The organism is Streptomyces sindenensis (genome assembly GCF_014649035.1).
Classification (GTDB): Bacteria; Actinomycetota; Actinomycetes; order Streptomycetales; family Streptomycetaceae; genus Streptomyces; species Streptomyces sindenensis.
Map to the genome: position 1 here is coordinate 34,118 of NZ_BMSG01000040.1, position 24,262 is coordinate 58,379.

Genomic DNA, 24,262 nt, shown 5'->3' on the forward strand with positions numbered 1-24,262 from the left:
ACGTGGAGAACCTGATTGCGCTGCTCGTCGCGGCGCCCCTGCTCGGAGCGGCGGTCCTGCTCTGCGGCGGCCGCCGGCTCGACAAGACCGGCCACTGGCTCGGTACCGCGCTCGCCGCCGCCTCGTTCGTCGTCGGACTGATCCTCTTCACCGACATGCTGGGGAAGGGCGCCGAGGACCGGGCCCTGCACCAGCACCTGTTCAGCTGGATCCCGGTGGAAGGCTTCCAGGCCGACATCGCCTTCCAGCTCGACCAGTTGTCGATGACGTTCGTCCTGCTCATCACCGGTGTGGGCACGCTGATCCACATCTACTCCATCGGCTACATGGAGCACGACGAGCGCAGGCGCCGCTTCTTCGGCTATCTCAACCTGTTCCTCGCGGCGATGCTCATCCTGGTCATCGCCGACAACTACCTGCTGCTGTACTTCGGGTGGGAGGGCGTCGGCCTGGCGTCGTTCCTGCTCATCGGCTTCTGGCAGCACAAGCCCACCGCGGCCACCGCCGCGAAGAAGGCCTTCCTGGTCAACCGGGTCGGCGACATGGGCCTCTCGATCGCCATCATGCTGATGTTCACCACCTTCGGCACCTTCGCCTTCGGGCCGGTGCTGGAGTCGGCGGGCGAGACGAGCCAGGGCAAGCTGACGGCCATCGGCCTGATGCTGCTGCTGGCCGCCTGCGGCAAGTCGGCCCAGGTGCCGCTCCAGTCCTGGCTCGGCGACGCGATGGAGGGCCCGACCCCGGTCTCCGCCCTCATCCACGCCGCGACCATGGTCACCGCCGGTGTCTATCTGATCGTCCGCTCCGGCGCGATCTTCAACGCCGCCCCGGACGCCCAGCTGGTCGTCGTCATCGTCGGCGCGGTCACGCTGATCTTCGGTGCGATCGTCGGTTGCGCGAAGGACGACATCAAGAAGGCCCTCGCCGGCTCCACGATGTCGCAGATCGGGTACATGATCCTCGCCGCGGGGCTCGGCCCGATCGGCTACATCTTCGCGATCATGCACCTGGTGACGCACGGCTTCTTCAAGGCCGGGCTCTTCCTCGGCGCGGGCTCCGTCATGCACGGCATGAACGACGAGGTCGACATGCGCAAGTACGGCGGCCTGCGGAAGTACATGCCGGTCACCTTCATCACCTTCGGGCTCGGCTATCTGGCCATCATCGGCTTCCCCGGCCTGTCCGGCTTCTTCTCCAAGGACAAGATCATCGAGGCGGCCTTCGCCAAGGGCGGCACCGAGGGCTGGATCCTCGGCTCGGTCGCCCTGCTGGGCGCCGCGATCACCGCGTTCTACATGACGCGCGTGATGCTGATGACCTTCTTCGGCGAGAAGCGCTGGCAGCCGGACGCGGAAGGTCACGAACCGCACCCGCACGAGTCCCCGAGGTCGATGACCATCCCGATGATCGTGCTGGCCTTCGGTTCGGTCTTCGCGGGCGGGTTCTTCGCGATCGGCGACCGCTTCGTCAACTGGCTGGAGCCGGTCACCGGTTACGACCACGGGCACTCCCCGCTGAGCGCGGCCACGGTCACCGGAGCCACCGTGGTGGCCCTGGTCGTCGGCGTCGGCATCGCCTGGGCGATGTACGGCCGCAAGCCCGTCCCCGTCGTCGCCCCGCGCGGCTCGGTCCTCACCCGGGCCGCCCGCCGCGATCTCCTCCAGGACGACTTCAACCACGTGGTCCTGGTCCGCGGCGGCGAGCACCTCACCCGCTCGCTGGTCTACGTGGACCACTCCCTGGTCGACGGCGTCGTCAACGGCACGGCCGCTTCGGTCGGCGGGCTCTCCGGCCGGATGCGCAAGCTCCAGAACGGCTATGCCCGCACCTACGCGGTCTCGATGTTCGGCGGTGCGGCGGTCGTCATCGCCGCGACCCTGCTGATGAGGGCGGTCTGATCACATGTCCTTTCCCCTCCTGACCGCGACGGCGGCGCTCCCGGCGATCGGCGCGATCGCCACCGCCGCCGTCCCCGCGGCGCGGCGCACCGCGGCCAAATGGCTCGCGCTGCTCTTCTCGCTCGGCACGCTCGTCCTGGCGGCGGTCGTCTTCCTCCGCTTCGAACCGGGCGGCGACCGCTACCAGCTCACCGAGTCCCGGGCCTGGATCGCCGACTTCGGCGTCCGGTACGAACTGGGCGTCGACGGCATCGGGGTGGCGCTCCTCGGCCTCACCGCGCTGCTGATCCCCTTCGTCATCGCCGCCGCCTGGCACGATGCCGACCCCCTGGAGACCACGTCCACGCGCTGGCGTCCGACGCAGGGCTTCTTCGCCCTGATCCTCATGGTCGAGGCCATGGTGATCCTGTCGTTCGTCGCGACGGACGTCTTCCTCTTCTACATCCTGTTCGAAGCCATGCTCATCCCGATGTACTTCCTCATCGGCGGCTTCGGCGACCGGGCCCACACGGGCACCGACGAGAGCGCCGCGGCCCAGCGCTCGTACGCGGCGGTCAAGTTCCTCCTCTACAACCTGGCCGGCGGGCTGATCATGCTGGCCGCCGTCATCGGGCTCTACGTGGTCGCGGGCAGCTTCTCGCTCTCCGAGATCGCCGAGGCCCGCGCCAACGGCTCCCTGGAGATGGCGACCAGCACCGAGCGGTGGCTGTTCCTCGGGTTCTTCTTCGCCTTCGCAGTGAAGGCCCCGCTGTGGCCGCTGCACACCTGGCTGCCCAACGCGATGGGCGAGGCGACCGCCCCGGTCGCCGTGCTGATCACCGCGATCGTCGACAAGGTCGGCACCTTCGCGATGCTCCGCTTCTGCCTCGGGCTCTTCCCGGAGGCCAGCAAGTGGGCGACGCCGGTGGTCATCACCCTGGCGCTGATCTCCATCGTGTACGGGGCGCTCCTCGCGGTCGGCCAGCGCGACATCAAGCGGCTCATCGCCTACGCCTCGATCTCGCACTTCGGCTTCATCATCCTGGGCATCTTCGCGATGACCAGTCAGGGCCAGTCGGGCGCCACGCTCTACATGGTCAACCACGGCATCTCCACGGCCGCGCTGCTGCTGGTCGCCGGCTTCCTCATCACCCGGCGCGGTTCGCGGCTCATCGCGGACTACGGCGGGGTGCAGAAGGTCGCGCCGGTGCTCGCCGGGACGTTCCTCATCGGCGGGCTCGCCACCCTGTCGCTGCCCGGACTCGCCCCGTTCGTCAGTGAGTTCCTGGTCCTGGTCGGCACGTTCAGCGCGTATCCGGTGGCCGGCATCATCGCCACCTCCGGCATCGTGCTCGCCGCGCTCTACGTCCTGGTCCTTTACCAGCGCACGATGACCGGCCCGGTGCAGGAATCGGTCCGCTCGATGCCGGACCTCCGGGCCCGTGAGCTGGCGGTCGCGGTTCCGCTGATCGCCGTGCTGATCTTCCTGGGCGTCTTCCCGAAGCCGCTCACCGAGGTCGTCAACCCGGCGGTCGAGCACACCATGTCAGACGTACAGAAGAAGGACCCCCAGCCCGAGGTGGAGGCCGCCAAGTGAGCGCAACAGCTGTCCACAGTCTGTGGACGACGGCGAGCGGGGTGACAGCGGCGGCGCCGGGCGACTCGTTCTCGGCACCGAAGATCGAGTACACCCAGCTGATGCCGGTCCTGGTCATCGTGATCGCGGCCGTCCTCGGCATCCTGGTCGAGGCCTTCGTGCCGCGCCGGGCCCGCTACCACACCCAGCTCTTCCTGACCGTGGTGGCGGTGGCCGCCTCGTTCGCCGCGATCGTCGGCCTCGCCGCCGGGGGATACGGCACCACGAAGGCACAGATCGCGGCCATGGGCGCCATCGCGATCGACGGTCCCACCCTGTTCCTCCAAGGCACCATTCTCCTGGTCGCCATGGTCGCGGTGTTCACCTTCGCCGAACGGCGGCTCGATCCCAGCAGCAACGGCAACCGCGTCGACTCGTTCGCCGCCCAGCCCGGGGCCGTACCGGGCGGCGAGGGCGAGCAGGCCGCGGTCCGGGCCGGGTTCACCACCACCGAGGTCTTCCCGCTGCTCCTCTTCTCGGTGGCGGGGCTGCTGGTCTTCCCGGCCGCCAACGACCTGCTGACCCTCTTCGTCGCGCTGGAAGTCTTCTCGCTCCCGCTCTACCTCCTGTGCGCCGTCGCCCGCCGCAAGCGGCTGATGTCGCAGGAGGCGGCCGTGAAGTACTTCCTGCTCGGCGCGTTCTCCTCGGCGTTCCTGCTCTTCGGGATCGCCCTCATCTACGGCTACGCGGGCTCCCTGTCGTACGCCGAGATCGCCAACGTCGTCGACGGCTCGGTCCTGGAGATCGACCCCGCCCTCGCCGACACCATGGGCAACGACGCGCTGCTGCTCATCGGCGGCGCGATGATCCTGACCGGCCTGCTCTTCAAGGTCGGCGCGGTCCCGTTCCACATGTGGACCCCGGACGTCTACCAGGGCGCCCCGACCCCGGTCACCGGCTTCATGGCCGCGGCCACGAAGGTCGCCGCGTTCGGCGCGCTGCTGCGCCTGCTGTACGTGGCGCTGCCGGGCCTCACCTGGGACCTGCGGCCGGTCATGTGGGCGGTGGCCATCGTCACGATGCTGGGCGGGGCGATCGTCGCGATCACCCAGACCGACATCAAGCGCCTCCTGGCCTACTCCTCGATCGCGCACGCGGGCTTCATCCTCGCGGGCGTCATCGCGGCCAACCCGGAGGGCATCTCCTCGGTCCTCTTCTACCTGCTCGCCTACTCCTTCGTGACCGTCGGCGCGTTCGCCGTCGTCACGCTGGTGCGGGACGCGGGCGGCGAGGCCACCCACCTGTCGAAGTGGGCCGGGCTCGGCCGCCGCTCGCCGCTGGTCGCAGCCGTCTTCGCGGTGTTCCTGCTGGCCTTCGCGGGGATCCCGCTGACCTCCGGGTTCTCGGGCAAGTTCGCGGTGTTCAAGGCGGCCGCCGAGGGCGGGGCCGGGACGCTGGTCGTCGTCGGTGTGATCTCGTCGGCCGTGGCGGCGTTCTTCTACATCCGGGTGATCGTCCTGATGTTCTTCAGCGAGCCGAAGGCGGACGGCCCCACGGTCGCCGTCCCGTCCCCGCTGACCATGACGACGATCGGGGTCGGTGTCGCCGTCACCCTGGTGCTGGGCCTGGCCCCGCAGTACTTCCTGGACCTGGCGAGCCAGGCGGGGGTCTTCGTGCGGTAGCCCGCGCGGGGAGCCCCGCGGCAGGAGCGGCAGCGACGCCGGACGGTCGGTTATCCACAGACCGTCCGGCGTTGTCGTTCCCTCCGCCTATCGTGGACGGGGACGAGAGCAGGACGGGCAGGGGCCGGGCGAGCGGCCCCCGGGGGAACAGAGCATGGGGCGTGACCATGGATGAGACCACCTCGACGGTGACCGGCACCGACACCGGCGCGGACGGCGAGAGCGAGGCGCGCCGGACACTGCACCGCGTCTTCGGGTACGAGTCGTTCCGCGGCGAGCAGGGCGCGATCATCGAGCACGTGGTGGCGGGCGGCGACGCGGTCGTCCTCATGCCCACCGGCGGCGGAAAGTCCCTCTGCTACCAGATCCCGTCCCTGGTCCGGCGGGGCACCGGCGTCGTCGTCTCCCCGCTGATCGCCCTCATGCAGGACCAGGTCGACGCGCTGCGGGCGCTCGGTGTCCGGGCCGGCTTCATGAACTCCACGCAGGACTTCGACGAGCGCCGCTCGATGGAGGCGCAGTTCCTCGCGGGCGAGCTGGACATCCTCTACCTGGCGCCCGAGCGGCTGCGCCTGGACTCCACGCTCTCCCTGCTGGCCCGGGGCGAGGTCTCCGTCTTCGCGATCGACGAGGCGCACTGCGTCGCCCAGTGGGGCCACGACTTCCGCCCGGACTATCTGGCCCTGTCCGTGCTCGGCGAGCGCTGGCCGGACGTGCCGCGCATCGCACTGACGGCGACCGCGACGAACGCCACGCACGAGGAGATCACCCGCCGGCTCTCCATGCCGGACGCGAAGCACTTCGTGGCGAGCTTCGACCGGCCGAACATCCAGTACCGGATCGTGCCGAAGTCCGACCCCAAGAAGCAGCTGCTCTCCTTCCTCAAGGAGGAGCACCCCGGGGACGCGGGCATCGTCTACTGCCTCTCGCGCAATTCCACGGAGAAGACCGCGGAGTATCTGAGCCGCAACGGGGTGGAGGCCGTTCCGTACCACGCGGGCCTGGACGCGGCCACGCGCGCCGCCCACCAGGCGCGGTTCCTCCGCGAGGAGGGGCTCGTCGTCGTCGCGACGATCGCGTTCGGCATGGGCATCGACAAGCCGGACGTCCGCTTCGTCGCCCATGTCGACCTGCCCAAGTCCGTCGAGGGGTATTACCAGGAGACCGGCCGCGCGGGCCGGGACGGGGAGCCGTCCACGGCCTGGATGGCGTACGGACTCCAGGACGTCGTCCAGCAGCGCAAGCTCATCCAGGGCGGCGAGGGGGACGAGGCGTTCCGCCGCCGGGCCGCCTCCCACCTGGACTCCATGCTGGCCCTGTGCGAGACGGTCCAGTGCCGCCGGGCCCAGCTGCTGACCTACTTCGGCCAGGAGCCCACGGCCCCCGCCTGCGGCAACTGCGACACCTGCCTCACCCCGCCGGAGACCTGGGACGGCACGATCGCCGCGCAGAAGCTGCTCTCCACGGTGGTACGGCTGAAGCGCGAGCGGAACCAGAAGTTCGGCGCGGGCCAGATCATCGACATCCTGCTGGGCCGCAAGACCGCCAAGGTCATCCAGTTCGATCACGACCAGCTCTCCGTCTTCGGTATCGGCGAGGAACTGACCGAGGCGGAGTGGCGCGGCGTGGTCCGCCAACTGCTGGCCCAGGGCCTGCTGGCGGTCGAGGGGGAGTACGGCACGCTGGTCCTGACCGACGAGAGCGCGACGGTGCTCGGCCGGGAGCGGGAGGTGCTGCTCCGCAAGGAGCCGAAGAAGCCGACGTCCCGGTCGTCGTCGTCCTCGTCCGGTGGAGGCAGGGGCGGCAAGGCCAAGGCCGCCGCCGATCTTCCCGAGTCCGCCGTCCCGGTCTTCGAGGCGCTGCGCGCCTGGCGTGCGGCGCAGGCGAAGGAGCAGGGCGTCCCGGCGTACGTGATCTTCCACGACGCGACGCTGCGGGAGATCGCGTCGGCCCACCCGACGACGATCGGGGAGCTGGGAGGCATCAGCGGCCTCGGCGAGAAGAAACTCGCGACGTACGGGGAGGGCGTGCTGGAGGTCCTGGCCCAGACGTCCCCGGGGGCTGCCCCGGAGAAATCGGCGGCCCCCGCTCCCGCCCCTGCGGCCCCGGCTCCCGCACCCCGTGCGACGACGCGGCCGGCCCGCGCCGAGGCGATGGCGGCCCCGCAGCACAGCGACCCCGAGTTCGGCTGGGACGAGGAACCGCCCGAGTACGAGTGAGGAGCGTGGCCGGTCGGCGGGGCGGCGGGGCGGCGGGACCTATCCTCGGTCCGCCGCCCGGCGGCGGGCCGTGATCGCCGTGAGGTCCAGGTCCACGGTGAACGGCACCGACACCTTCATCCGGTCGTGGAAGATCCCCGTCGAGGTGTACGCACCGGTGGCCGGCTCCCGCTCGAAGACGTAGACCACGGCCCGCCCGTCGTGGTTCTCCACCCGCCAGTAGTGGGGGATCGTCGCGCGGGCGTACTTCACGGGCTTGGTCTCCCGGTCGCGGGACCGGGACTCCGGCGAGACGACCTCGATGGTCAGGCGCACCGACTCGGCGGGAAACCGGGTCTGGTTCGGGTCCTGGATGACGTCACCGTCGACGACGATCACATCGGGCTCGGGCCGGTTGTAGCGGTCGATGTCAATGGTGAACTCGCGCACGACCTCCAGCTCGGGCGGCGCCAGGGACTGCAGTTGCCATTCGAAGAAGCTGACCGCTCGCGAATGAAAAAGGGTCTGCGGACTCACGAAAACGAGGCTCCCGTCGATCAGCTCCGTGTGCGGAGGCAGATTCGGGAGTGTGTCCAGGTCATCGGCGGTCCAGCCGCCCTCGGGCGGGACCGCCCACCGCGGCTCGGAGGCCTCGGGTTCGATGCTCATCATTGCTCCCATGGGGAGGAGTCTCGCGATCCCGACCAGCGTATCCGCCGGGAACCGGATCCGGATGGCCCGAACGTGTGAACGCCTCCCGCCGGGGTGACGGGCCGGGCGGCGGAACCCGCCCCGGGCCGTCCGCCGTGGGCACGTCCGTCAGTCCCCGCCGCCTCCGCCCCCTCCGCAGCCCCCGCCCCCGCCCCCGTCGCTCCACCCGCTGCCGCTGTCATCGCTCCCGCCGCTGGACTGGTTCTGGCGGACGTTGTGGTGGACCGCCGAGGCGAACCAGAGGGCGCGGCGCGCGGTCTTCATCGCCAAGCGGCCCTCGCGGCCGATCGTGGCGAGGGTGCCGGCCAGCCCCGTCGCCGAGACGAGGCCCGCCAGGGCGCGGCTGCGCTGGTCCGGGAAGCCCCGGGCCTCCGCCTGGCCGAAGCGCCAGCGGGTCGCGCCCGTCAGGTCGGGGTCACCCGGGAAGTGGCGCTGGTAGCGGAAGACACCGAGAAAGCGGCGGGTCTCGCGGCGCAGGAGGCCGCGTTCGATCAGGTGGTCCAGGTGGCGTTCCTCGGCGTTGCGGCCGTACAGCCGGATCCACGCCCTGGCGCTGGTCCCCGGGCGGAAGCGCTTCTTCTTGCCGGACGGCGGGTCCAGCGTGGTCAGCAGCGACGCGAGCAGCGGGTGGGCCGGGTCCAGGGGGTTGACCACCTGGACCCGGCCGCGCTCCTCACGTATCCGGCCCTGGAGCTCCAGCTCCGCGAGGACCGCGCCCGCCGTGCCGTACCGCAGATGTGTGCGGTCGCAGAGCGGCTTGCCGCGCTCCGGGTCCAGCGTCAGCAGGAGCAGTTCCTCGGGCAGGGTCAGGTCGGATGCGTCGTGCGTCATGGAGCGGTGACGATCCTTCCGGTGACGTCGCCGAGGCCGACGCGGGTGCCGTGCGGGCCGGGGGCCCAGGCGGTCAGCGTGACCGTGTCGCCGTCCTCCAGGAACGTCCGCTTGCCCTCGGCCAGTTCGAGCGCGTCGCGGCCGTTCCAGGTCAGCTCCAGGAGCGAGCCGCGCTGGGCCGGCTCGGGGCCGCTGACCGTGCCGGAGCCGTACAGGTCGCCCGTTCGCAGCGACGCGCCGTTCACCGTCATGTGCGCGAGCTGCTGGGCCGCCGTCCAGTACATCGAGGCGAACGGCGGCTCGGCGACGACCTGGCCGTTGATCTCGACGGTGATCCGGATGTCGAAGCCGCCCGGCTCCTCGTCCTCGGCGTCGTCGAGGTAGGGGAGGAGCGGGAAGTCGCGCGCCGGGGGCGCGGTGCGGGCCGCGTCCAGGGCCTCCAGCGGGGTGACCCAGGCGGAGACGGAGGTGGCGAAGGACTTGCCGAGGAACGGGCCGAGCGGCACGTACTCCCAGGCCTGGAGGTCGCGTGCCGACCAGTCGTTGAGAAGGGAGAGCCCGAAGACGTGCTCGCGGAAGTCGGCCAGCGGGACCGGGGTGCCGTGCGCGGAGGGGACGCCGACGACGAAGCCGACCTCGGCCTCGATGTCGAGCTTCACCGAGGGCCCGAAGACGGGCGCCGGGTCGGTGGGGGCCTTGCGCTGGCCGCTGGGGCGTACGACGTCCGTACCGGAGACCACGACGGTGCCGGAGCGACCGTGGTAACCGATCGGCAGGTGCTTCCAGTTGGGGGTGAGCGCGTCGCCGTCCGGCCGGAAGATCCTGCCGACGTTGGTGGCGTGGTGCTCGCTGGCGTAGAAGTCGACGTAGTCCGCCACTTCGTACGGCAGGTGCAGGGTGACCGCGTCCACCGGGTGCAGCAGCGGCTCGATGTCGGCGCGGTGGGCGGGGACCGTCAGCCAGGCGGTGAGCGCGCGGCGCACATCGCTCCAGGCGGTGCGGCCCGCCGCGAGCAGCGGCGTCAGGCTCGGTTGGGCCAGCAGCCCCGCGTACGGGGAGCCCAGCGCGTGGGCGGCGGCCCCGGCGTCCAGGACGTGGTTGCCGATGCGGACACCGACCCGGCGCACGTCGGGGTGGTCGGGGGTGGAGAACACACCGTACGGAAGGTTGTGCGGGCCGAAGGGGTCGCCCTCGGCCAGATCGAGCGGGCTGCTCTGCTCGGGCATGTGGTGCTGCCTCGCTTTCCAGGTCGCGTTGGGGGACACGTTACGTCGGGGCTCCTACCCAGCGGCAGTGCCCTGACCATCCCCAACTGTGCGTATTGCCCGGAAAGTTCACCGGTTACCGTCGGTTCCCCCGGAAATCCGGAAGAACCGAGCCGGAAACACGAGCAGGAAACACGCGCAGGAAACACGAGCGGGCAGCAAGGCAGCCGCTCAGCCCGCCGTGCGCGGAATGCGCTTCTCCCAGGTGCGGTGGAAGACGACCTCCTCGCCGTCCTTGCAGATCACCTCGTCGGAGGTGATGAAGTCGTTCTCGTCGGCCGCGATCTCGGAGCGGGTCTCGATGCGGACGTCCCAGGACATCTCCGGCCGGTGCAGCCGGATCGCCCAGTCGCTGCGGGTCCGTGCGGAGAGCGGGTCGTCCTGCTGGATCGTGTACGTCTCCGACGCGTCCTCGGTGAATTCGAGGCCGTCGGGGTAGACCCGCGTACCGCCGTAGCGGGGGTCGACCTCCAGGCGCCACTCGCCCTTGGCGACATCGCGGACGACGAGGCGTTCGGGGCGCGGCTCCTCCAGGGTGACCGGGTAGACCACGCCGAGCGGTTCGGACTGTTCCGGTTCGCCGAAGGTGATCCCCGGGTCCTCGGTGTGGCGGCGCACCGGCAGCTCGACGAAGCTTCCGTCGGCGTCGAGCGTGAAGCCCGCCGAGCCGGCCTGCGGCCAGATCCAGGGCCAGTACGCGGAGGAGATCGCGATCCGGATGCGGTGGCCGGGCGGGAAGGTGTGGCCGATGCCGTTGAGGTCGAAGACCACGTCCTCACTCTCGCCGGGCGTCCAGTCGTCGTTGCGGTCGCGGCCGTTGCGGGCGGCGAGGTTGAGGACGCCGCGGGTGACGAGCGTCGAGGCGCCGTCCGGGGCGACGTCGCAGAGCCGGGCGATCGCCTGGCCGCGGGAGGCGTCCATCCGGAGGCGGAGCTTCACCCGGGGGCGGCCGAGGATCTCGATCGGCGCCTCCGTGACGGGGAATTCGAACGACACCGACTTGGCGTCCTCGTCCCGCTGGTCCGGGGGCAGATCCGCGTCGTTGCCGAACGGGAAGAAGCGGCCCGCGTCCAGACCGGTCTGCTGCGGCGAGGCGACGATCCGCTCGCCGCCCTGGAGGGCGTACGCCACCGGGGTCACGTTCTCCGAGGGCCAGGAAGCGTCTCCGACCCAGCGGCCGGGCAGCGTCCCGTAGACCGTGGCGGGCGGGTGCGAGCCGCTGATCCAGGACCGCAGCAGCGGCTCCCGCAGCACGCCCGTCTCCTTGCCCTTGAGGTGCTGGTCCCACCAGCGCAGCGTCTCCTGGAGGAAGCCGATCGCGGGCCCCGGGGGCAGCCCCCGGTCCGGGTACTGGTGCGACCACGGCCCGATGATCCCGCGTACCCGCCCCGGGTCGAGGTGCTCCACGAGCCGCAGGACGGTGTCGCGGTACGGATCGTGCCAGCCGCCCACCGCGAGGACGCCGGCCTTGATCGCGCCGTAGTCCTCGCAGACGCTTCCGTGCTTCCAGTAGGCGTCGCGGCTCTGGTGGGCGAGCCAGGTGTGGCTGAAGGGCTCGACGGCCTCCAGTCGCTTCAGCCACATCTCCTTCCACTCGTCGCCGACCTGCGCCGGGTCCGGCGGGCGGCAGACGAAGGCGAGCATGGTGGCCGCCCAGGCGTGCATGTCCACGGCGAGGACCGAGCCGCCCATGTAGTGCACGTCGTTGTCGTAGCGGTCGTCGGCCGAGCAGACGGTGACGATCGCCTTCAGCGGTTCGGGGGCGAGCGCGGCGATCTGGAGCGAGTTGAAGCCGCCCCAGGAGATCCCGAACATCCCGACCCGGCCCGAGCACCACTCCTGCTGGGCCAGCCAGTGGATGACGGCGACCCCGTCCTCCAGTTCCTGCGCGTCGTACTCGTCGCCCGGCAGCCCCTCGCTGTTCCCGTGCCCCCGGACGTCGACCCGTACGGAGGCGTAGCCGTGGCCCGCGTACCAGGGGTGGCGCTGCCAGTCGCGCGGCGCGGTCCAGTCGCTGAGCCGGTAGGGCAGGTACTCCAGCAGGGCGGGGACCGGTTCGTCGGTCAGCGGCCGCCAGATCCGGGCGTAGAGGAGGGTGCCGTCGGCCAGCGGGATACGGACGTCCTCGTGGGTGGTCTCGTACGGGAACCGGGTCGTGATGTTCATGGGATCACCTCGGTGGGGGACGGGGTGCTTCGAGCGGGCGGACGGGGCGGTGGGCGGGAGCGGGGGTGTGTGAGGTGTACGGGTCAGTGGACGGGGTGCATCGTGCGCTTCAGCCAGGGCGCGGCCAGGATCATCGCCACACCGGCCGCCACGGCGATCGCCCCGTTGACGCCGAAGTACGCGGGGTTGGAGACCTCGCCGTACAGCTTCACGATCTGGGCCTGGACGCCGTTGGCCAGGGCGAGGGAGAGGAACCACAGGGCCATCGTCTGGCTGGCGAACGCCTTCGGGGCGAGCTTGGTGGTGGCGGACATGCCGGAGGTCTCCAGCAGGATGTCGCCGAGCCCGAGCAGCAGGTACGAGCCGACGATCCACCAGGCGGCCATGCGGTACGTGTCGCTCGTGTGCCCGGAGGTCGGCAGGACCATGAGGAGGAAGGAGAGCCCGCCGAGGATCACCCCGAACGCGATCTTGTTGGAGGCGTGCGGCTGGCGCGGGCCCATCTTCGCCCAGACGGCGGCGACGACCGGGGCGAGCGCCACCTCGAAGGCGCCGAGCGCGGAGGCGTACCAGCTGGCCGGGAAGGTGAAGCCGAGGATCTCGGTCCGGGCGTTGGCCGACGCGAGCAGCATCATCGTCGAGTACGCCTGGAAGAGGATGAAGTTGAAGACGACGGACCCGAGGAAGAGGACGACGTACGGGCGGAGTCTGCCGCGTTCCTCGGCGGTGACCCGGGGGGAGCGGAACATCACCACGAAGTAGACGACCGGGGCGATGACCGAGATGACGGTGAGCACGTCGACGAACCGGTCCATCGTCAGCCGGCCCGCCAGGGCCAGCGCGGTGGCGGCGAGGGCGACCACGACCGCCCCGCCGACGATCAGCAGGACCGCGCGGCGCATCGCGTCGGGGGCCAGCGCGAACTCGGCCGCGTGCTTACGCCCGGCCAGGTGACGGCGGCCCACGACGTACTGGATCAGGCCGAAGGTCATACCGATCGCGGCGGCCGAGAAGCCCCAGTGCCAGCTCCAGTGCTCGCCGAGCCAGCCGGTGACCAGCGGTCCGGCGAACGCGCCGATGTTGATGCCCATGTAATAGAGGGCGAAGCCGGCGTCGCGCCGTTCGTCCTCGGTGCGGTAGAGCTTGCCGACCATGGCGGCCACATTGGGCTTGAGCAGGCCCGTTCCGGCACTGATCAGGCCGAGGCCCACCCAGGTCATGGCGTCGGTGGGGACGGCCATGGAGTAGTGGCCGCAGGCGATGAGGATGCCGCCGTACAGCACGGCCCGGTACGAGCCGAGGATCCGGTCGGCCAGCCAGCCGCCCGCCACGGAGACCAGATAGACCAGCGTGCCGTAGGCGGCGGCGACGGAGGCGGCGGTGCCGGGGTCCATGTCCATGCCGCCGTTCGCCACCGTGTCGGCGAAGAACAGCACCAGGATGGCCTGCATGCCCAGGAACGAGAACCGCTCCCAAACCTCCAGGCCGGACAGGGTCATCAGGCCCCGCGGCTGCCCGAAAAAGGCGTGGTCGTCCTCGGGCGGGGGCTGGGCCGGCTCGGTGGCGGCGGTGCTGTGGGACAAACCGGAGACTCCTGATCGTATGAGCTGATCCCGAACATACCGGCGGTCATGGGAAGCCGCCCACGGTGATCCATAGCGGACCGGATACGCTGAAGTTGATTCGAGAGACAGCGACACATCGACATTGCGTGTGATCGTCAGCAGACAGGAGATGTCCCCGTGACCGTCGTCGGGCCGTTCGGACTGCACGTGCGGGACCAGGCTCTTGAGGCCGATGTCCAGTCGGGCCTGGCCGCTGTCGAGGCAGGGCTGCTCGAAGCCACCAAGAGCGATGTCCCCTTCATCACGGACGCCGCGCAGCACCTGGTGCGTGCGGGGGGCAAGAGGTTCCGTCCCTTGCTGGTCATGCTCGCGTCACAGTTCGGGGATCCCGACGCGCCGGGGGTCGTCCCCTCGGCCGTCGTCGTCGAGCTGACCCACCTGGCCACCCTCTACCACGACGACGTGATGGACGAGGCCGACGTGCGGCGCGGGGTGCCCAGCGCCAACACCCGCTGGGGCAACTCGGTCGCCGTCCTCACCGGAGACTTCCTCTTCGCCCGCGCCTCCCACATCCTGGCCGACCTCGGCCCCGAGGCCGTCCGCATCCAGGCGGAGGCCTTCGAGCGGCTCGTCACCGGCCAGATCCTGGAGACCGCGGGCCCGCGCGACGGCCGCGACCCGGTCGACCACTACCTGGACGTGCTCAGCGGCAAGACCGGTTCGCTGGTCGCCGTCTCCGGCCGGTTCGGGGCGATGATGTCCGGCGCCGACGAGCGGACCGTGGACGTCCTCACCCAGTACGGCGAACGGCTCGGCATCGCCTTCCAGCTCGCCGACGACGTCCTCGACATCGCCTCCGACTCCCACGAGTCCGGCAAGACCCCCGGCACCGACCTGCGCGAGGGCATCTCGACGCTCCCGGTCCTGCGGCTGCGCGCCCAGGCGGCGGCCGACGGCAAGCCCGGCGACCTGGAGCTCGTCGAGCTGCTCGACGGGGACCTGAGCAGCGACGACGCCCTGGCCGAGGTGCTGCGTCGGCTGCGCGCCCACCCGGCGCTGGAGCAGGCCCGCCAGGACACCGTGCGCTACGCCCAGGAGGCGCGCGCCACGCTGGCGCCGCTGCCCGAGGGGTACGCGAAGGCCGCGCTGGAGGAGCTGTGCGACGCGGTGGTGCACCGCGCGGGCTGAGGCCGCGCCCCGGCCGCGCCCGGCCCTGCCCGCCGTCGGCTGACGTGGTGTCACCGGGTGGGCCACCCCTACGGGATGGCGTACAGGCTCCCTCCGGTTGTCATACCGAAGCAGTAGACGGAGTTGATTCCCCGGGCTGACGCTTCGAACCGTCCGATTTGGTCAGATGGTTATCAACGGAAGCCGCCGACCACGGAGGTAGGGCACACCATGGCACCGAACGACAGCGCAGAGACCACCGGAGAGGCCACGAGCACTGTCGTGGGCCGCCGGAAGGCGGCGCGCTACATCGTCCCCGTCGCGGTCGCGGGAGTGGCGGCCGCGACCATCGGACTCGTCCCGGCGCTCGCTGACTCCGGCGACCCGGACCTGCCGAAGATCAGCGCACAGGAACTCATCGAGAAGATCGCCGCCTCCGACGAGGAGCAGCTCTCCGGCACGTTCAAGATCAGCACGGACCTGGGTCTGCCCCTCGACGGCCTCGCGGGCTCGCTCGTACCGGGCGGCAGGGGCGGCGACAAGGACGGCGGCGCGGCGGCCCCGCAGGACAAGCTCATGGAGCTGACGTCCGGCACGCACACGCTGCGGGTGGCCGCCGACGGCCCGGAGCGGCAGAAGCTCTCCATCCTCGGGGACGCGTCCGAGTACAGCCTCATCCACAACCAGGGCGAGGTCTGGGCGTACGACAGCAAGTCCGACGAGGTCTACCACGCCGAGGCGCCCGAGGGCCGGGACGGCGGCGGCCGCGCGGAGAAGGCCCCGAAGGCTCCCGAGGGCGCTCCGGCCACCCCGAAGGACTTCGCCGAGCAGGCGCTCGCGGCGGCCGGGGACACCACCTCGGTGACCGTGGACGGCACGGCGCAGGTCGCCGGACGGGACGCGTACCAGCTGCTCATCAAGCCGAAGCAGTCCGGTTCGACGATCGGCTCGGTCCGGATCGCGGTGGACGCCGAGAACGGCGTACCGCTGAAGTTCACCCTGTCCGCGGCGAACGGCGGCAAGGCCGTCGTCGACGCCGGATTCACCAAGGTCGACTTCGCCCAGCCCGCCGCGTCCACCTTCGCCTTCACCCCGCCCAAGGGGGCCAAGGTGACCGAGGCCGACGAGCTGGAGACCGGCAAGGACGAGCGCGGCGCGATGCAGAAGGCGCTGCCCGGACAGCTGGCCGAGCTGGACGGCCTCGCGGGCGAGGGCGGCTTCAACGTCATCGGGGAGGGCTGGACCTCGATCGCCGAGTTCAGGTCCCCCGGCGGCAAGGGCCTCCCCGAAGCGGGCTCGGGCGACATGCCGGCCGAGGCGCAGGGCTTCCTCGACGCGCTCGGCGACAAGGTCACCGGGAAGTTCGGCTCGGGCACGGTCTTCAAGACGCGCCTGGTCAACGCCCTGCTGACGGACGACGGATCGGTGTACGTCGGAGCGGTGACGAAGGACGCGCTGGTGCGTGCGGCCGACGCCGCCGCGAAGTAGAACCTTGTCCGGGGCACCTGGAGACCCGGCCGCCGCGTCCTCCACGCACCCGCGTGGAGGGCGCGGCGGCCCCTGTGCTCGCTGAACCCCGCTCACTGAACCGCGCTCACGGAGAGGTGCGACCGTCATGACGGACACAGCGGCCGAGGCCGGGGACGCGGCGGCGCGGGACGCGCGGGCACGGGCCGTGCGGGCCACAGGTGCGGGCGTCGCGTCCCCCGCCGCCCCCGTCATCCGCACCCGTGGCCTGACCAAGCGCTACCGGGGCGGCCGGCCCGCCGTGGACGGCCTCGATCTGACCGTGCCCGCCGGCAGCGTCTTCGGCTTCCTCGGCCCCAACGGTTCCGGGAAGACCACCACGATCCGGATGCTGATGGGCCTCATCGACCCGACGTCCGGCACCGCCGAAGTGCTCGGCCGCCCGATGCCGGAGGCCGCCCGTACGGTGCTGCCGGAGGTCGGCGCGCTGATCGAGGGGCCCGCGCTGTACGGCTTCCTGAACGGCCGGGACAACCTCCTGCGGTACGACCGGGCCGACCCCACCGCCGACCCGCGCACCCGCCGGGCCCGCGTCGACGAAGCCCTGGCCCGGGTCGGGCTCGCCGCCGCCTCCGGGAAGAAGGCCAAGCAGTACTCGCTCGGCATGAAGCAGCGCCTGGGCCTGGCCGCCGCCCTGCTCCGGCCGCGCCGGCTGCTGGTCCTGGACGAGCCGACCAACGGCCTCGACCCGCAGGGCATGCGCGAGATCCGTCTGCTGGTGAGGGAGCTGGCGGCCGAGGGCACCACGGTGTTCCTCTCCTCCCACCTCCTGGACGAGATCGAGCAGGTCTGCACGCACGCGGCGGTGATGGCCCGGGGCCGGCTGATCGTCCAGGGCCCGGTCGCCGACCTCGCCGCGAGCGCCCGGGGCCGGCTCGCCGTCACCACCCCCGACCCCGGGGACGCCGCCCGCATCCTCAAGGAGCACGGGCTCACCGGTCTGAGCACCGACGGCGACCGGCTGACCGCCGACGCCCCGCCCGCCGCCGTGGACCTGGCCGACCTCAACGCGGCGCTGGTGGGCGGCGGGGTGCGGGTGCGGTTCTTCGGCGTGGAGCGGGGTTCGCTGGAGGACGCCTTCGTCGCACTCACGGGAGAGGGATTCGATGTCGCAGGCTGAGAAGTCGCCGGCCGAACGGGCGATTGACCCCGGTCCGCAGGGCTCCCGCAGTCCGCTGTGGACCCTGGGTCTCCTCCGCTCCGAGATCAGCACGCTGCTGCGCCGCCACCGCACCTACGCCCTGCTCGCCGTCCTCGCCGCCGTACCCGTACTCATCGGGATCGCGGTCCGGATCGAGACGGGCGGCGGTGGTGGCGGGGAGGGCGGTGCGGAAGGCGGGGCGGGCCCCGCCTTCCTCGCCCAGGTCACCAACAACGGCTTCTTCCTGGTCTTCGCCGCCCTCGCCGCGACGCTGCCGGTCTTCCTGCCGATGGCCGTCGGCGTCGTCGCGGGCGACGCGATCGCCGGCGAGGCGAGCAGCGGCACCCTGCGCTATCTGCTGGTCGCCCCGGCGGGCCGGACCCGACTGCTGCTCGTGAAGTACGCCTCCGTCCTCGCCTTCTGCCTGATCGCGACCCTCGTCGTGGCGGTGTCGGCGCTGGCGGTGGGCGCGCTGCTGTTCCCGGTGGGGGATGTCACCACGATCTCGGGGACCCGGATCGGCTTCGGCGAGGGGCTGGTGCGGGCGGGGCTGACCGCGCTGGTCGTGGCGGTGTCCCTGGCCGGTTTCGCCGCGATCGGGCTGTTCGTCTCGACGCTGACCGGCAGTGGGATCGGGGCGATGGCGGCCACGGTCGGACTGCTGATCACGGTGCAGATCCTGGACAGCATTCCGCAGCTGAGCGGCGTGCATCCGTACCTGTTCGCGCACTACTGGATGTCGTTCGCCGACGTCCTGCGCGAGCCGGTCTACTGGGACGACCTGAGCAAGAACTTCCAGTTGCAGGGGCTGTACGTCGCGGTGTTCGGCTCGGCGGCCTGGGCCCGCTTCACGGCCAAGGACATCACGGCGTAGGGGGCGCCCCCCGGAGGGGCGCGCAAGGTGGCCTGGCCGGATCGAATCGCCGGGTCCGCACGCGCCGTCGGCCGGGCGAGCCGTCCCCCGATCGGCTCGTCGCGGCACGAACGGCACGAACGGTGCGGACCATGGGAACGACACGACACGGTACGTTCCGTTTCCGCCTGGGTATGGTGCGGTCTTTGGCGACGAGATGTCAACAAGAGATTGGCTGGAACCCCCCTATGCTCACCGAATGATCACATCGCCGAGCAGTGTGCGACGTAGCGAACGATCACGCCGCGCGATCCTGCGGTCCGCCCTCGACCTCTGTACGGAGCGGGGGTACGGGCACGTCACGATAGAGGCCATCGCGGCCGACGCGGGAGTCAGCAAGAAGACGATCTACCGCTGGTGGCCCTCGAAGGGCGCGGTGTTGCTGGAGGCGTTCACGGACGCCCTGATCGACGCCACCCCGTTCGTCGACACCGGCGACATCGGCGCCGACCTGCGCTCGCACGTCGCCGGCGCGGTGAAGCTGCTCTCGGTCCCGCCCTTCGGCCCCGCCTACGCGGGCATCCTGTCCGAATTGCACCACGACGACCGCCTGGCCCAGCAACTGCGGGAAGAGCTGATCGACCCGCGCGTCGAGGAAGCGATCGGCCGGCTCCGCAGCGCCCAGGACCAGGGCCAGATCCCGCCCGGCGCGGACCTCCCGCTGGCCGTGGAGATGCTGTACGGCCCCGTCTACTACCGCCACGTGCTGCGCAAGCCGGTCCAGGACGAGGAGACGATCGCCACCCTGGTGGACCACGTCCTGCGGTCGCTGCGCGCGCCGGGGTACTGAGGCGCTACAGGAAGCACTCCAGGATCAGCGGCAGGTCCTGCAGCCAGTCCTGGAGGCGGGACTTCCGGCGCGCGACGAGGACGCACGGGTGGGCCGTGCCGTGGTGCGGGTGGACGACGACCTGGAGGTGCTTGGGGCCCTCGGCCGCATACGTCACGGTGCGGATCTCGGCCCAGGTGTACTGCGTCTCCGTGCCGGCCGGACCCAGCGTGATGCCCGAGGCGTCGATCAGGAGGGAGCTGCCCCGGCCGAGCGCCATGAACGTGAGGTCGGCCTCGTCGTCCGGTGCGCCGCCGACCGGGGCGAGTCCGGTCGGGACCTGGTGCGGCAGGAGGTGGTCGGACGGCGCCCGGTGCGGGGGCTGCTGCCAGTACGGCGGCGGGAAGGCGTTGGACGGGGCGTACGCCGGTGGCGGCGGCGTGACCACCGCGACGGTCGGGGCGTACGCCGCCGCGGGCGGGGACGGCACCGCGTCCGGGACGAACAGGTCCAGCAGGCCCGCCGGTGTGGGCCGCTCCTCCGGGGCCTTGGCCAGGCACGCGGCGAGGACCGGCCGTAGCCCCTGCGGCACGGCGTCCAGGTCCGGCGGCTCGTGCACCGACCGGTACATCAGGCCCATCGGCGTACCCGCTCCGAACGCGCTGCCGCCCGCCGCCGCGACGAGCACCGCACCCAGCGCGAACACGTCGGCGGCCCCGTCGACCTCCTGCCCCTGGGCCTGCTCCGGTGCCAGGAACCCCGGAGTGCCGAAGGCCGTACCGGTGGCCGTCAGCCGGGTCGACTCCAGCGCCCGGGCGATGCCGAAGTCCAGGACCCGGGGACCGTCCGGCGCGACGATGATGTTGCCGGGCTTCAGATCGCGGTGCACCAGCCCGCAGCCGTGGATCGCCGCCAACGCCTCGGCCAGCGCCGCGCCGAGCTGCCGCAGCCGCGCCTCGTCCATCGGCCCCTCGGCCTCCAGGAGCGCGGAGAGGGTGGGCCCGGGAACGTACGCCGTGGCCAGCCAGGGCGCCGCCGCGTCCGGGTCCGCGTCCACCACGGGGGCCGTGTGGAAGCCGCCCACGCTCCGCGCGGCGGCGACCTCGGCCCGGAACCGCTCCCGGAAGTGCGGGTCGCCCGCGAGCTCCGGTCGGGCCACCTTCACGGCCACCGCCCGCCCGCCACGGGAACGCGCCAGGTAGACGGTGCCCATCCCGCCGGCGCCCAACTCCCGCTCCACGATGTAACCACCGATACGTTCCGGCGGATTCACGCCGCCCGCCGCCCCGTGCTCCATACCCTGTACGCCCCCTCGCGCTCCGGCGGATCAGTATGACGCAGGCCCGGGGAGGCCGTCGGGAGGAGGCCCCGGGGGAGGCCGGCGGAGCGGCACGAGGAGGCCGCGTTCCTGCTCGGGCCCGACGGCCGCCTCGAACTGTCCGCCCACGGGCACGAGGTGACTGCGGGTCCGGGCGGGATGTACGTGGTGGGCGCGGGTGCCGCCCGCGCGGTACGCCCCGGCAGCCGGGGCACGCCGGTGCACGAAGGTGCACGCCGGTCATCCTGGCACGAGGCCGACCCACCGCCCCGGCACCCCGGCCGTCACACCCCTGCCGCCCACCGGTGGCCGGGTCCGGCGCGGCGGGTGATGCTGGACCGGCGCGTGCCGGAACCGGTAGTCCGGCGTGCCGGAGGCGGAGGGCGGGTGGATCCGTGGCGGACAGCGAGACCCCGGCCGGGGCGGGCCGGGCCGCGAGCCCGGGGGGCGGGTTCGACGAGGCGCTTCTCGCGACGCTGTTCTCCCAGTCCGCCGTCGGCCTCGTCGTGCTCGACCCGCAGCTCCGCCTGGTACGCGCCAACTCGCTCCTCGAAGGCGTGCAGACCGGGGAGTACATCGGAAGCCGCTTCACCGAGGCCGTCCGGCTCGACGACCCGGACGGCTCCGAGCAGCTCATGAAGCGGGTGCTGGCCGGTGAGGGCCCGGTGCGCGACCACCTCGTGCGGGGCCGGCTGCGCCGGATCCCCGGCGACCGGCAGTTCCTGACCTCCTTGTACCGCCTGGACGGCCCGGGCGGTACCGAAGCCCCCGCCCTCGGCCTGGTGGTCGCGTTCGCCGACGTCACCGAGCGGGAACGGGCCCGGGCCAGGGAAGCCGTGCTCGCCACCGTGCGGGACGCGGTCGGCGGCTCCCTCGACGTCGCCACCACCTGCCGCGCCTTCGCCGACGCCCTGGCACCCGGCTTCGCCGACCTCGCCGTCGTGGAGGTGGTGGACGACGTCCTGCGCGGTGTCGAGCCGCCGGTGGGCCCGATGCCGCCCGGGACCCCGCTGCGCCGCGCCGCGAGCGGCCGGTGCGACTCGGTCCGGGAGGCGGTGGAGGGCGGGAGCGGTGCCCGGGGGCGGGCGGCGGGCACGACCCGCCCCCTCCCCGTCCGTACGCCCTACGCGCTCGCCGCCGCCGACCTGCGGGCCCGGCTCGTCCCGCTCGGGCCCGACACCCCGTGGCTCGGCACCGACCCGGACGAGGCGCGCGCCGTCGCGGAGACCGGCGCGCACTCCCTGATCGCCGTGCCCCTCACGCTGCGGGGAGCCGTCCTCGGGCTGGTCAGCCTCTACCGCTGCGGGACCTCCGAACCCTTCGACGAGGACGATGTCTCCCTGGCCGTCTCGGCGGCCACCCGCACGTCCCTCGCCATCGACAACGCCCGCCGCTACGAACGCGAGCACGTCATCGCCTCCACGGTCCAGCGGCGGCTGCTCCCGCAGGCCGAGCGGCGGCAGGCCGCCGTCGAGACCGCGCACGTCCTGCTGCCCGGCCGGGACAGCGGCTGCTGGTTCGACACCATCGCCCTGTCCGGCGCCCGGACCGCGCTCGTCGTCGGCGGCGTCGCGGGCGAGGGCCTCCAGTCGGCCATCGCCATGGGCCAGTTGCGTACGGTCATCCAGGCCCTGGCCGGTCTCGACCTGGAGCCGGAGGAGGTCCTCGCCCGGCTCAAGGACACCGCCGACCGCCTCGCCCACGAACGCGCCTTGCTGCCGCCCGCCGACGGCCTCCACGGCGAACCCCTCAGCGCGAGCTGCGTCTACGGCGTGTACGACCCGTTCACCCGCACCTGCACCGTCGCCCGCGCCGGCCACCCCGCGCCGCTCGTCGTCGGCCCCGACGGGCGGGCGGTTCCCCTCGACGTACCGGAGGGGCCCGGGCTCTTCTCCGCCGACAGCGCCCTCTTCGCCCCCGCCGTCGTCACCCTGGAGCAGGGCAGCCTCCTGGCGTTCTGCACGGCCGACCTGCTCTCCGGCGACCGCGCCCCCGAACGCATCACCCAGGCCCTCGCCCGGCCGGGCCGCAGCCTCCAGCAGCTCGGCGACGACATCGTGTACGCGCTGCCGGAGGACACCCGCGCCGCCGGCGCTGCCCTGCTCCTGGCCCGTACGGGTACGGTCTCCGACCACCTGGTCGCGACCTGGGACCTCGCCGACGAGGCCACGACGCCCGCCACCGCCCGGGTGCTCGTCCGCGACCGGCTCCGGGGCTGGGGCCTGGACGAGGACACCGTTGACGCGACCGAGCTGATCGTCAGCGAACTCGTCACCAACGCGGTCCGCTACGGCACCCCACCGCTGCGGCTGCGCCTCCTGCTGGACTCCACGCTCACCTGCGAGGTCCACGACGGCTCCACGGCCGCCCCGCACCTGCGGCACGCCCGGACCGTCGACGAGGGCGGCCGGGGCCTGTTCATCGTCTCCCGCCTCGCCTCCCACTGGGGAGCGCGCCACGGGCCGGACGGCAAGGTGCTGTGGACGGAGCAGGAGTTGCCGGACGAGCCGCCGGACGAGCCGTCGGGTCCGGTGACTCGTCCGGCGACTTCGGCTGATCCGGTGGCTCCGGCCGATCGGGTGGATCCAGCGGCTTCGGCCGGCTGAATCGCCCCCGCAGCCCCCGCAGCCCCCGCAGCCCCGCCGCGCTCGCCGCGCTCACCGTGCCCGCCGCGCTGCCCGCCGATCGCGCGGAGCGGCCCGTATCGCGCACAGTGGTCCCCATGACGACCCCCGCGGAACTGCTCCGCTCCTTCGCCCGCACCCGTGCCTCCCTCGACGGCGAGGAGGTCACGTACTGGTGGTCCGGAGACGTCTACTCCTGGGCCCCCGACGAGCCCTACCAGCGCGTTTTCGGTTTCGAGGGGCTCAACGTCGCCCGTCTGGCCGAGGACGCCGAGGCCGGTCCCGACGCGTACCAACTGCTCACCCGTGAGGCCGCGTTCTACCTGGATCCCGTCAGCCGCGAGATCCTGGAGACCTGGCAGGACCTCCCGGTGGTGCACGTCTGGAACGACCCGGCCAACCAGAAGTGGCGCCCTTTCCCGATCCCCACGACCGACCTCGGGGACCAGGTCTGCTTCAGCCTGGAGATCCCGCTCGCCTACCCGTCGCCGCTGCCGGTCGCCCAGTACCCGGAGCACTCGGCGGGGGACACCTACAAGGCCCTGGAACTCTTCCAGTTCTTCGCGGACCGGGCCGATCTGGCGGGCCCCGCCCCCAGTGTTCCGGCCACCATGTCGTGGAGCCGGATGTCCCCGTGGCTGCCGTGGATGGCCCGGGGGCAGCGGCCCGGCGGTCTCACCTTCCACTGCCGGGGCCGCAAGCTCGGCACGTACACCGAGGTCCCCGAGCGCACCCGGGCCTACATCGCCGACCGCCACCCGGAGTTCGCGCACGCCCCGGAGCGGTGGAGCGAGCCGAACGAGACCAGCTGGACCTACTTCCGCAAGCTCAACCCGCCGCAGAGGTGAGGAGGTTCAGTCGGTGCGCGCGGCTCAGAAAGTGTTGGGTAAGCCGTTGATCACTCGCGGTTGAGGTCTTCGGTGAGGCGTCGG

General features: G+C 71.9%; 17 protein-coding genes. 11 read left to right on the top strand and 6 right to left on the bottom strand.

Annotation, left to right across the window (positions count from 1 at the left end; translation table 11 throughout):
* Window positions 1-2 precede the first annotated feature (2 nt).
* The 4 genes from nuoL to recQ all read left to right on the top strand — a co-directional run bounded on the left by nuoL (window position 3) and on the right by recQ (window position 7,354).
* Entirely contained in the window at window positions 3-1,898 is a 1,896-nt protein-coding gene (gene nuoL / locus IE145_RS29695) for an NADH-quinone oxidoreductase subunit L (protein WP_189528518.1), read from the top strand.
* Between the two features lie 4 nt (window positions 1,899-1,902).
* On the top strand, window positions 1,903-3,474 hold the full coding sequence (locus tag IE145_RS29700) for an NADH-quinone oxidoreductase subunit M (RefSeq protein WP_189528519.1): 1,572 nt from the start codon (window positions 1,903-1,905) through the stop codon (window positions 3,472-3,474).
* On the top strand, window positions 3,471-5,135 hold the full coding sequence (gene nuoN, locus IE145_RS29705; protein WP_189528520.1) for an NADH-quinone oxidoreductase subunit NuoN: 1,665 nt from the start codon (window positions 3,471-3,473) through the stop codon (window positions 5,133-5,135). Before IE145_RS29700 ends, nuoN begins: the two co-directional genes overlap by 4 nt.
* Before the next feature lie 167 nt (window positions 5,136-5,302).
* Window positions 5,303-7,354 carry a DNA helicase RecQ gene (recQ, locus tag IE145_RS29710; protein WP_189528521.1) on the top strand — a complete coding sequence of 684 codons (2,052 nt, stop codon included), beginning with the start codon at window positions 5,303-5,305 and terminating at the stop codon, window positions 7,352-7,354.
* A 39-nt stretch (window positions 7,355-7,393) separates the two neighbouring features.
* On the opposite strand, the gene IE145_RS29715 is transcribed toward recQ, so the two are convergent.
* From IE145_RS29715 to IE145_RS29735, 5 genes are all read right to left on the bottom strand, one after another.
* Complete coding sequence (locus IE145_RS29715) at window positions 7,394-8,002, bottom strand: Uma2 family endonuclease (RefSeq protein WP_189528534.1); 609 nt, start codon at window positions 8,000-8,002, stop codon at window positions 7,394-7,396.
* A gap of 150 nt (window positions 8,003-8,152) precedes the next feature.
* Window positions 8,153-8,875, bottom strand: a complete 723-nt coding sequence (locus tag IE145_RS29720; RefSeq protein ID WP_189528522.1) for a GOLPH3/VPS74 family protein — start codon at window positions 8,873-8,875, stop codon at window positions 8,153-8,155.
* Entirely contained in the window at window positions 8,872-10,101 is a 1,230-nt protein-coding gene (fahA, locus tag IE145_RS29725) for a fumarylacetoacetase (protein ID WP_189528523.1), read from the bottom strand. The genes IE145_RS29720 and fahA overlap by 4 nt, the downstream gene beginning before the upstream one ends.
* Window positions 10,102-10,311: 210 nt before the next feature.
* Complete coding sequence (locus IE145_RS29730) at window positions 10,312-12,306, bottom strand: CocE/NonD family hydrolase (RefSeq protein WP_189528524.1); 1,995 nt, start codon at window positions 12,304-12,306, stop codon at window positions 10,312-10,314.
* A gap of 83 nt (window positions 12,307-12,389) precedes the next feature.
* Window positions 12,390-13,889, bottom strand: coding sequence for a peptide MFS transporter (locus tag IE145_RS29735; RefSeq protein ID WP_189528525.1), 1,500 nt, complete (start codon window positions 13,887-13,889; stop codon window positions 12,390-12,392).
* Window positions 13,890-14,048: 159 nt separating this feature from the next.
* Here IE145_RS29735 and IE145_RS29740 point away from each other — a divergent pair, with 159 nt between their 5' ends.
* The 5 genes from IE145_RS29740 to IE145_RS29760 all read left to right on the top strand — a co-directional run bounded on the left by IE145_RS29740 (window position 14,049) and on the right by IE145_RS29760 (window position 19,409).
* The gene (locus tag IE145_RS29740) at window positions 14,049-15,059 is read left to right on the top strand and encodes a polyprenyl synthetase family protein (RefSeq protein WP_189528526.1); all 1,011 of its coding nucleotides are present in this window, start codon (window positions 14,049-14,051) and stop codon (window positions 15,057-15,059) included.
* Between the two features lie 210 nt (window positions 15,060-15,269).
* Window positions 15,270-16,526 (top strand): LolA family protein, encoded by a 1,257-nt coding sequence (locus tag IE145_RS29745; RefSeq protein ID WP_189528527.1) that lies wholly within the window; start codon window positions 15,270-15,272, stop codon window positions 16,524-16,526.
* Window positions 16,527-16,653: 127 nt separating this feature from the next.
* On the top strand, window positions 16,654-17,685 hold the full coding sequence (locus IE145_RS29750) for an ABC transporter ATP-binding protein (RefSeq protein ID WP_189528528.1): 1,032 nt from the start codon (window positions 16,654-16,656) through the stop codon (window positions 17,683-17,685).
* The gene (locus IE145_RS29755) at window positions 17,672-18,580 is read left to right on the top strand and encodes an ABC transporter permease (RefSeq protein ID WP_189528529.1); all 909 of its coding nucleotides are present in this window, start codon (window positions 17,672-17,674) and stop codon (window positions 18,578-18,580) included. Before IE145_RS29750 ends, IE145_RS29755 begins: the two co-directional genes overlap by 14 nt.
* A 238-nt stretch (window positions 18,581-18,818) precedes the next feature.
* Window positions 18,819-19,409 carry a TetR/AcrR family transcriptional regulator gene (locus tag IE145_RS29760; RefSeq protein WP_189528530.1) on the top strand — a complete coding sequence of 197 codons (591 nt, stop codon included), beginning with the start codon at window positions 18,819-18,821 and terminating at the stop codon, window positions 19,407-19,409.
* A 4-nt stretch (window positions 19,410-19,413) separates the two neighbouring features.
* On the opposite strand, the gene IE145_RS29765 is transcribed toward IE145_RS29760, so the two are convergent.
* On the bottom strand, window positions 19,414-20,685 hold the full coding sequence (locus IE145_RS29765; RefSeq protein WP_189528531.1) for a serine/threonine-protein kinase: 1,272 nt from the start codon (window positions 20,683-20,685) through the stop codon (window positions 19,414-19,416).
* Window positions 20,686-21,101: 416 nt separating this feature from the next.
* Between IE145_RS29765 and IE145_RS29770 the strand changes: the two genes are divergently transcribed.
* Together IE145_RS29770 and IE145_RS29775 are read left to right on the top strand one after the other, a co-directional pair.
* The gene (locus IE145_RS29770; protein WP_229825944.1) at window positions 21,102-23,312 is read left to right on the top strand and encodes a SpoIIE family protein phosphatase; all 2,211 of its coding nucleotides are present in this window, start codon (window positions 21,102-21,104) and stop codon (window positions 23,310-23,312) included.
* A 116-nt stretch (window positions 23,313-23,428) separates the two neighbouring features.
* On the top strand, window positions 23,429-24,178 hold the full coding sequence (locus IE145_RS29775; RefSeq protein WP_189528532.1) for a DUF1838 family protein: 750 nt from the start codon (window positions 23,429-23,431) through the stop codon (window positions 24,176-24,178).
* Window positions 24,179-24,262 lie beyond the last annotated feature (84 nt).

Bases quoted from the DNA above. Each gene is read 5' to 3' on its own strand.
- IE145_RS29700 (WP_189528519.1), top strand. From the start codon at position 1,903: ATGTCCTTTCCCCTCCTGACCGCGACGGCGGCGCTCCCGGCGATCGGC.
- recQ (WP_189528521.1), top strand. From the start codon at position 5,303: ATGGATGAGACCACCTCGACGGTGACCGGCACCGACACCGGCGCGGAC.
- IE145_RS29715 (WP_189528534.1), bottom strand. From the start codon at position 8,002: ATGAGCATCGAACCCGAGGCCTCCGAGCCGCGGTGGGCGGTCCCGCCC.
- IE145_RS29720 (WP_189528522.1), bottom strand. From the start codon at position 8,875: ATGACGCACGACGCATCCGACCTGACCCTGCCCGAGGAACTGCTCCTG.
- fahA (WP_189528523.1), bottom strand. From the start codon at position 10,101: ATGCCCGAGCAGAGCAGCCCGCTCGATCTGGCCGAGGGCGACCCCTTC.
- IE145_RS29730 (WP_189528524.1), bottom strand. From the start codon at position 12,306: ATGAACATCACGACCCGGTTCCCGTACGAGACCACCCACGAGGACGTC.
- IE145_RS29745 (WP_189528527.1), top strand. From the start codon at position 15,270: ATGGCACCGAACGACAGCGCAGAGACCACCGGAGAGGCCACGAGCACT.
- IE145_RS29750 (WP_189528528.1), top strand. From the start codon at position 16,654: ATGACGGACACAGCGGCCGAGGCCGGGGACGCGGCGGCGCGGGACGCG.
- IE145_RS29755 (WP_189528529.1), top strand. From the start codon at position 17,672: ATGTCGCAGGCTGAGAAGTCGCCGGCCGAACGGGCGATTGACCCCGGT.
- IE145_RS29760 (WP_189528530.1), top strand. From the start codon at position 18,819: ATGATCACATCGCCGAGCAGTGTGCGACGTAGCGAACGATCACGCCGC.
- IE145_RS29765 (WP_189528531.1), bottom strand. From the start codon at position 20,685: ATGGAGCACGGGGCGGCGGGCGGCGTGAATCCGCCGGAACGTATCGGT.
- IE145_RS29775 (WP_189528532.1), top strand. From the start codon at position 23,429: ATGACGACCCCCGCGGAACTGCTCCGCTCCTTCGCCCGCACCCGTGCC.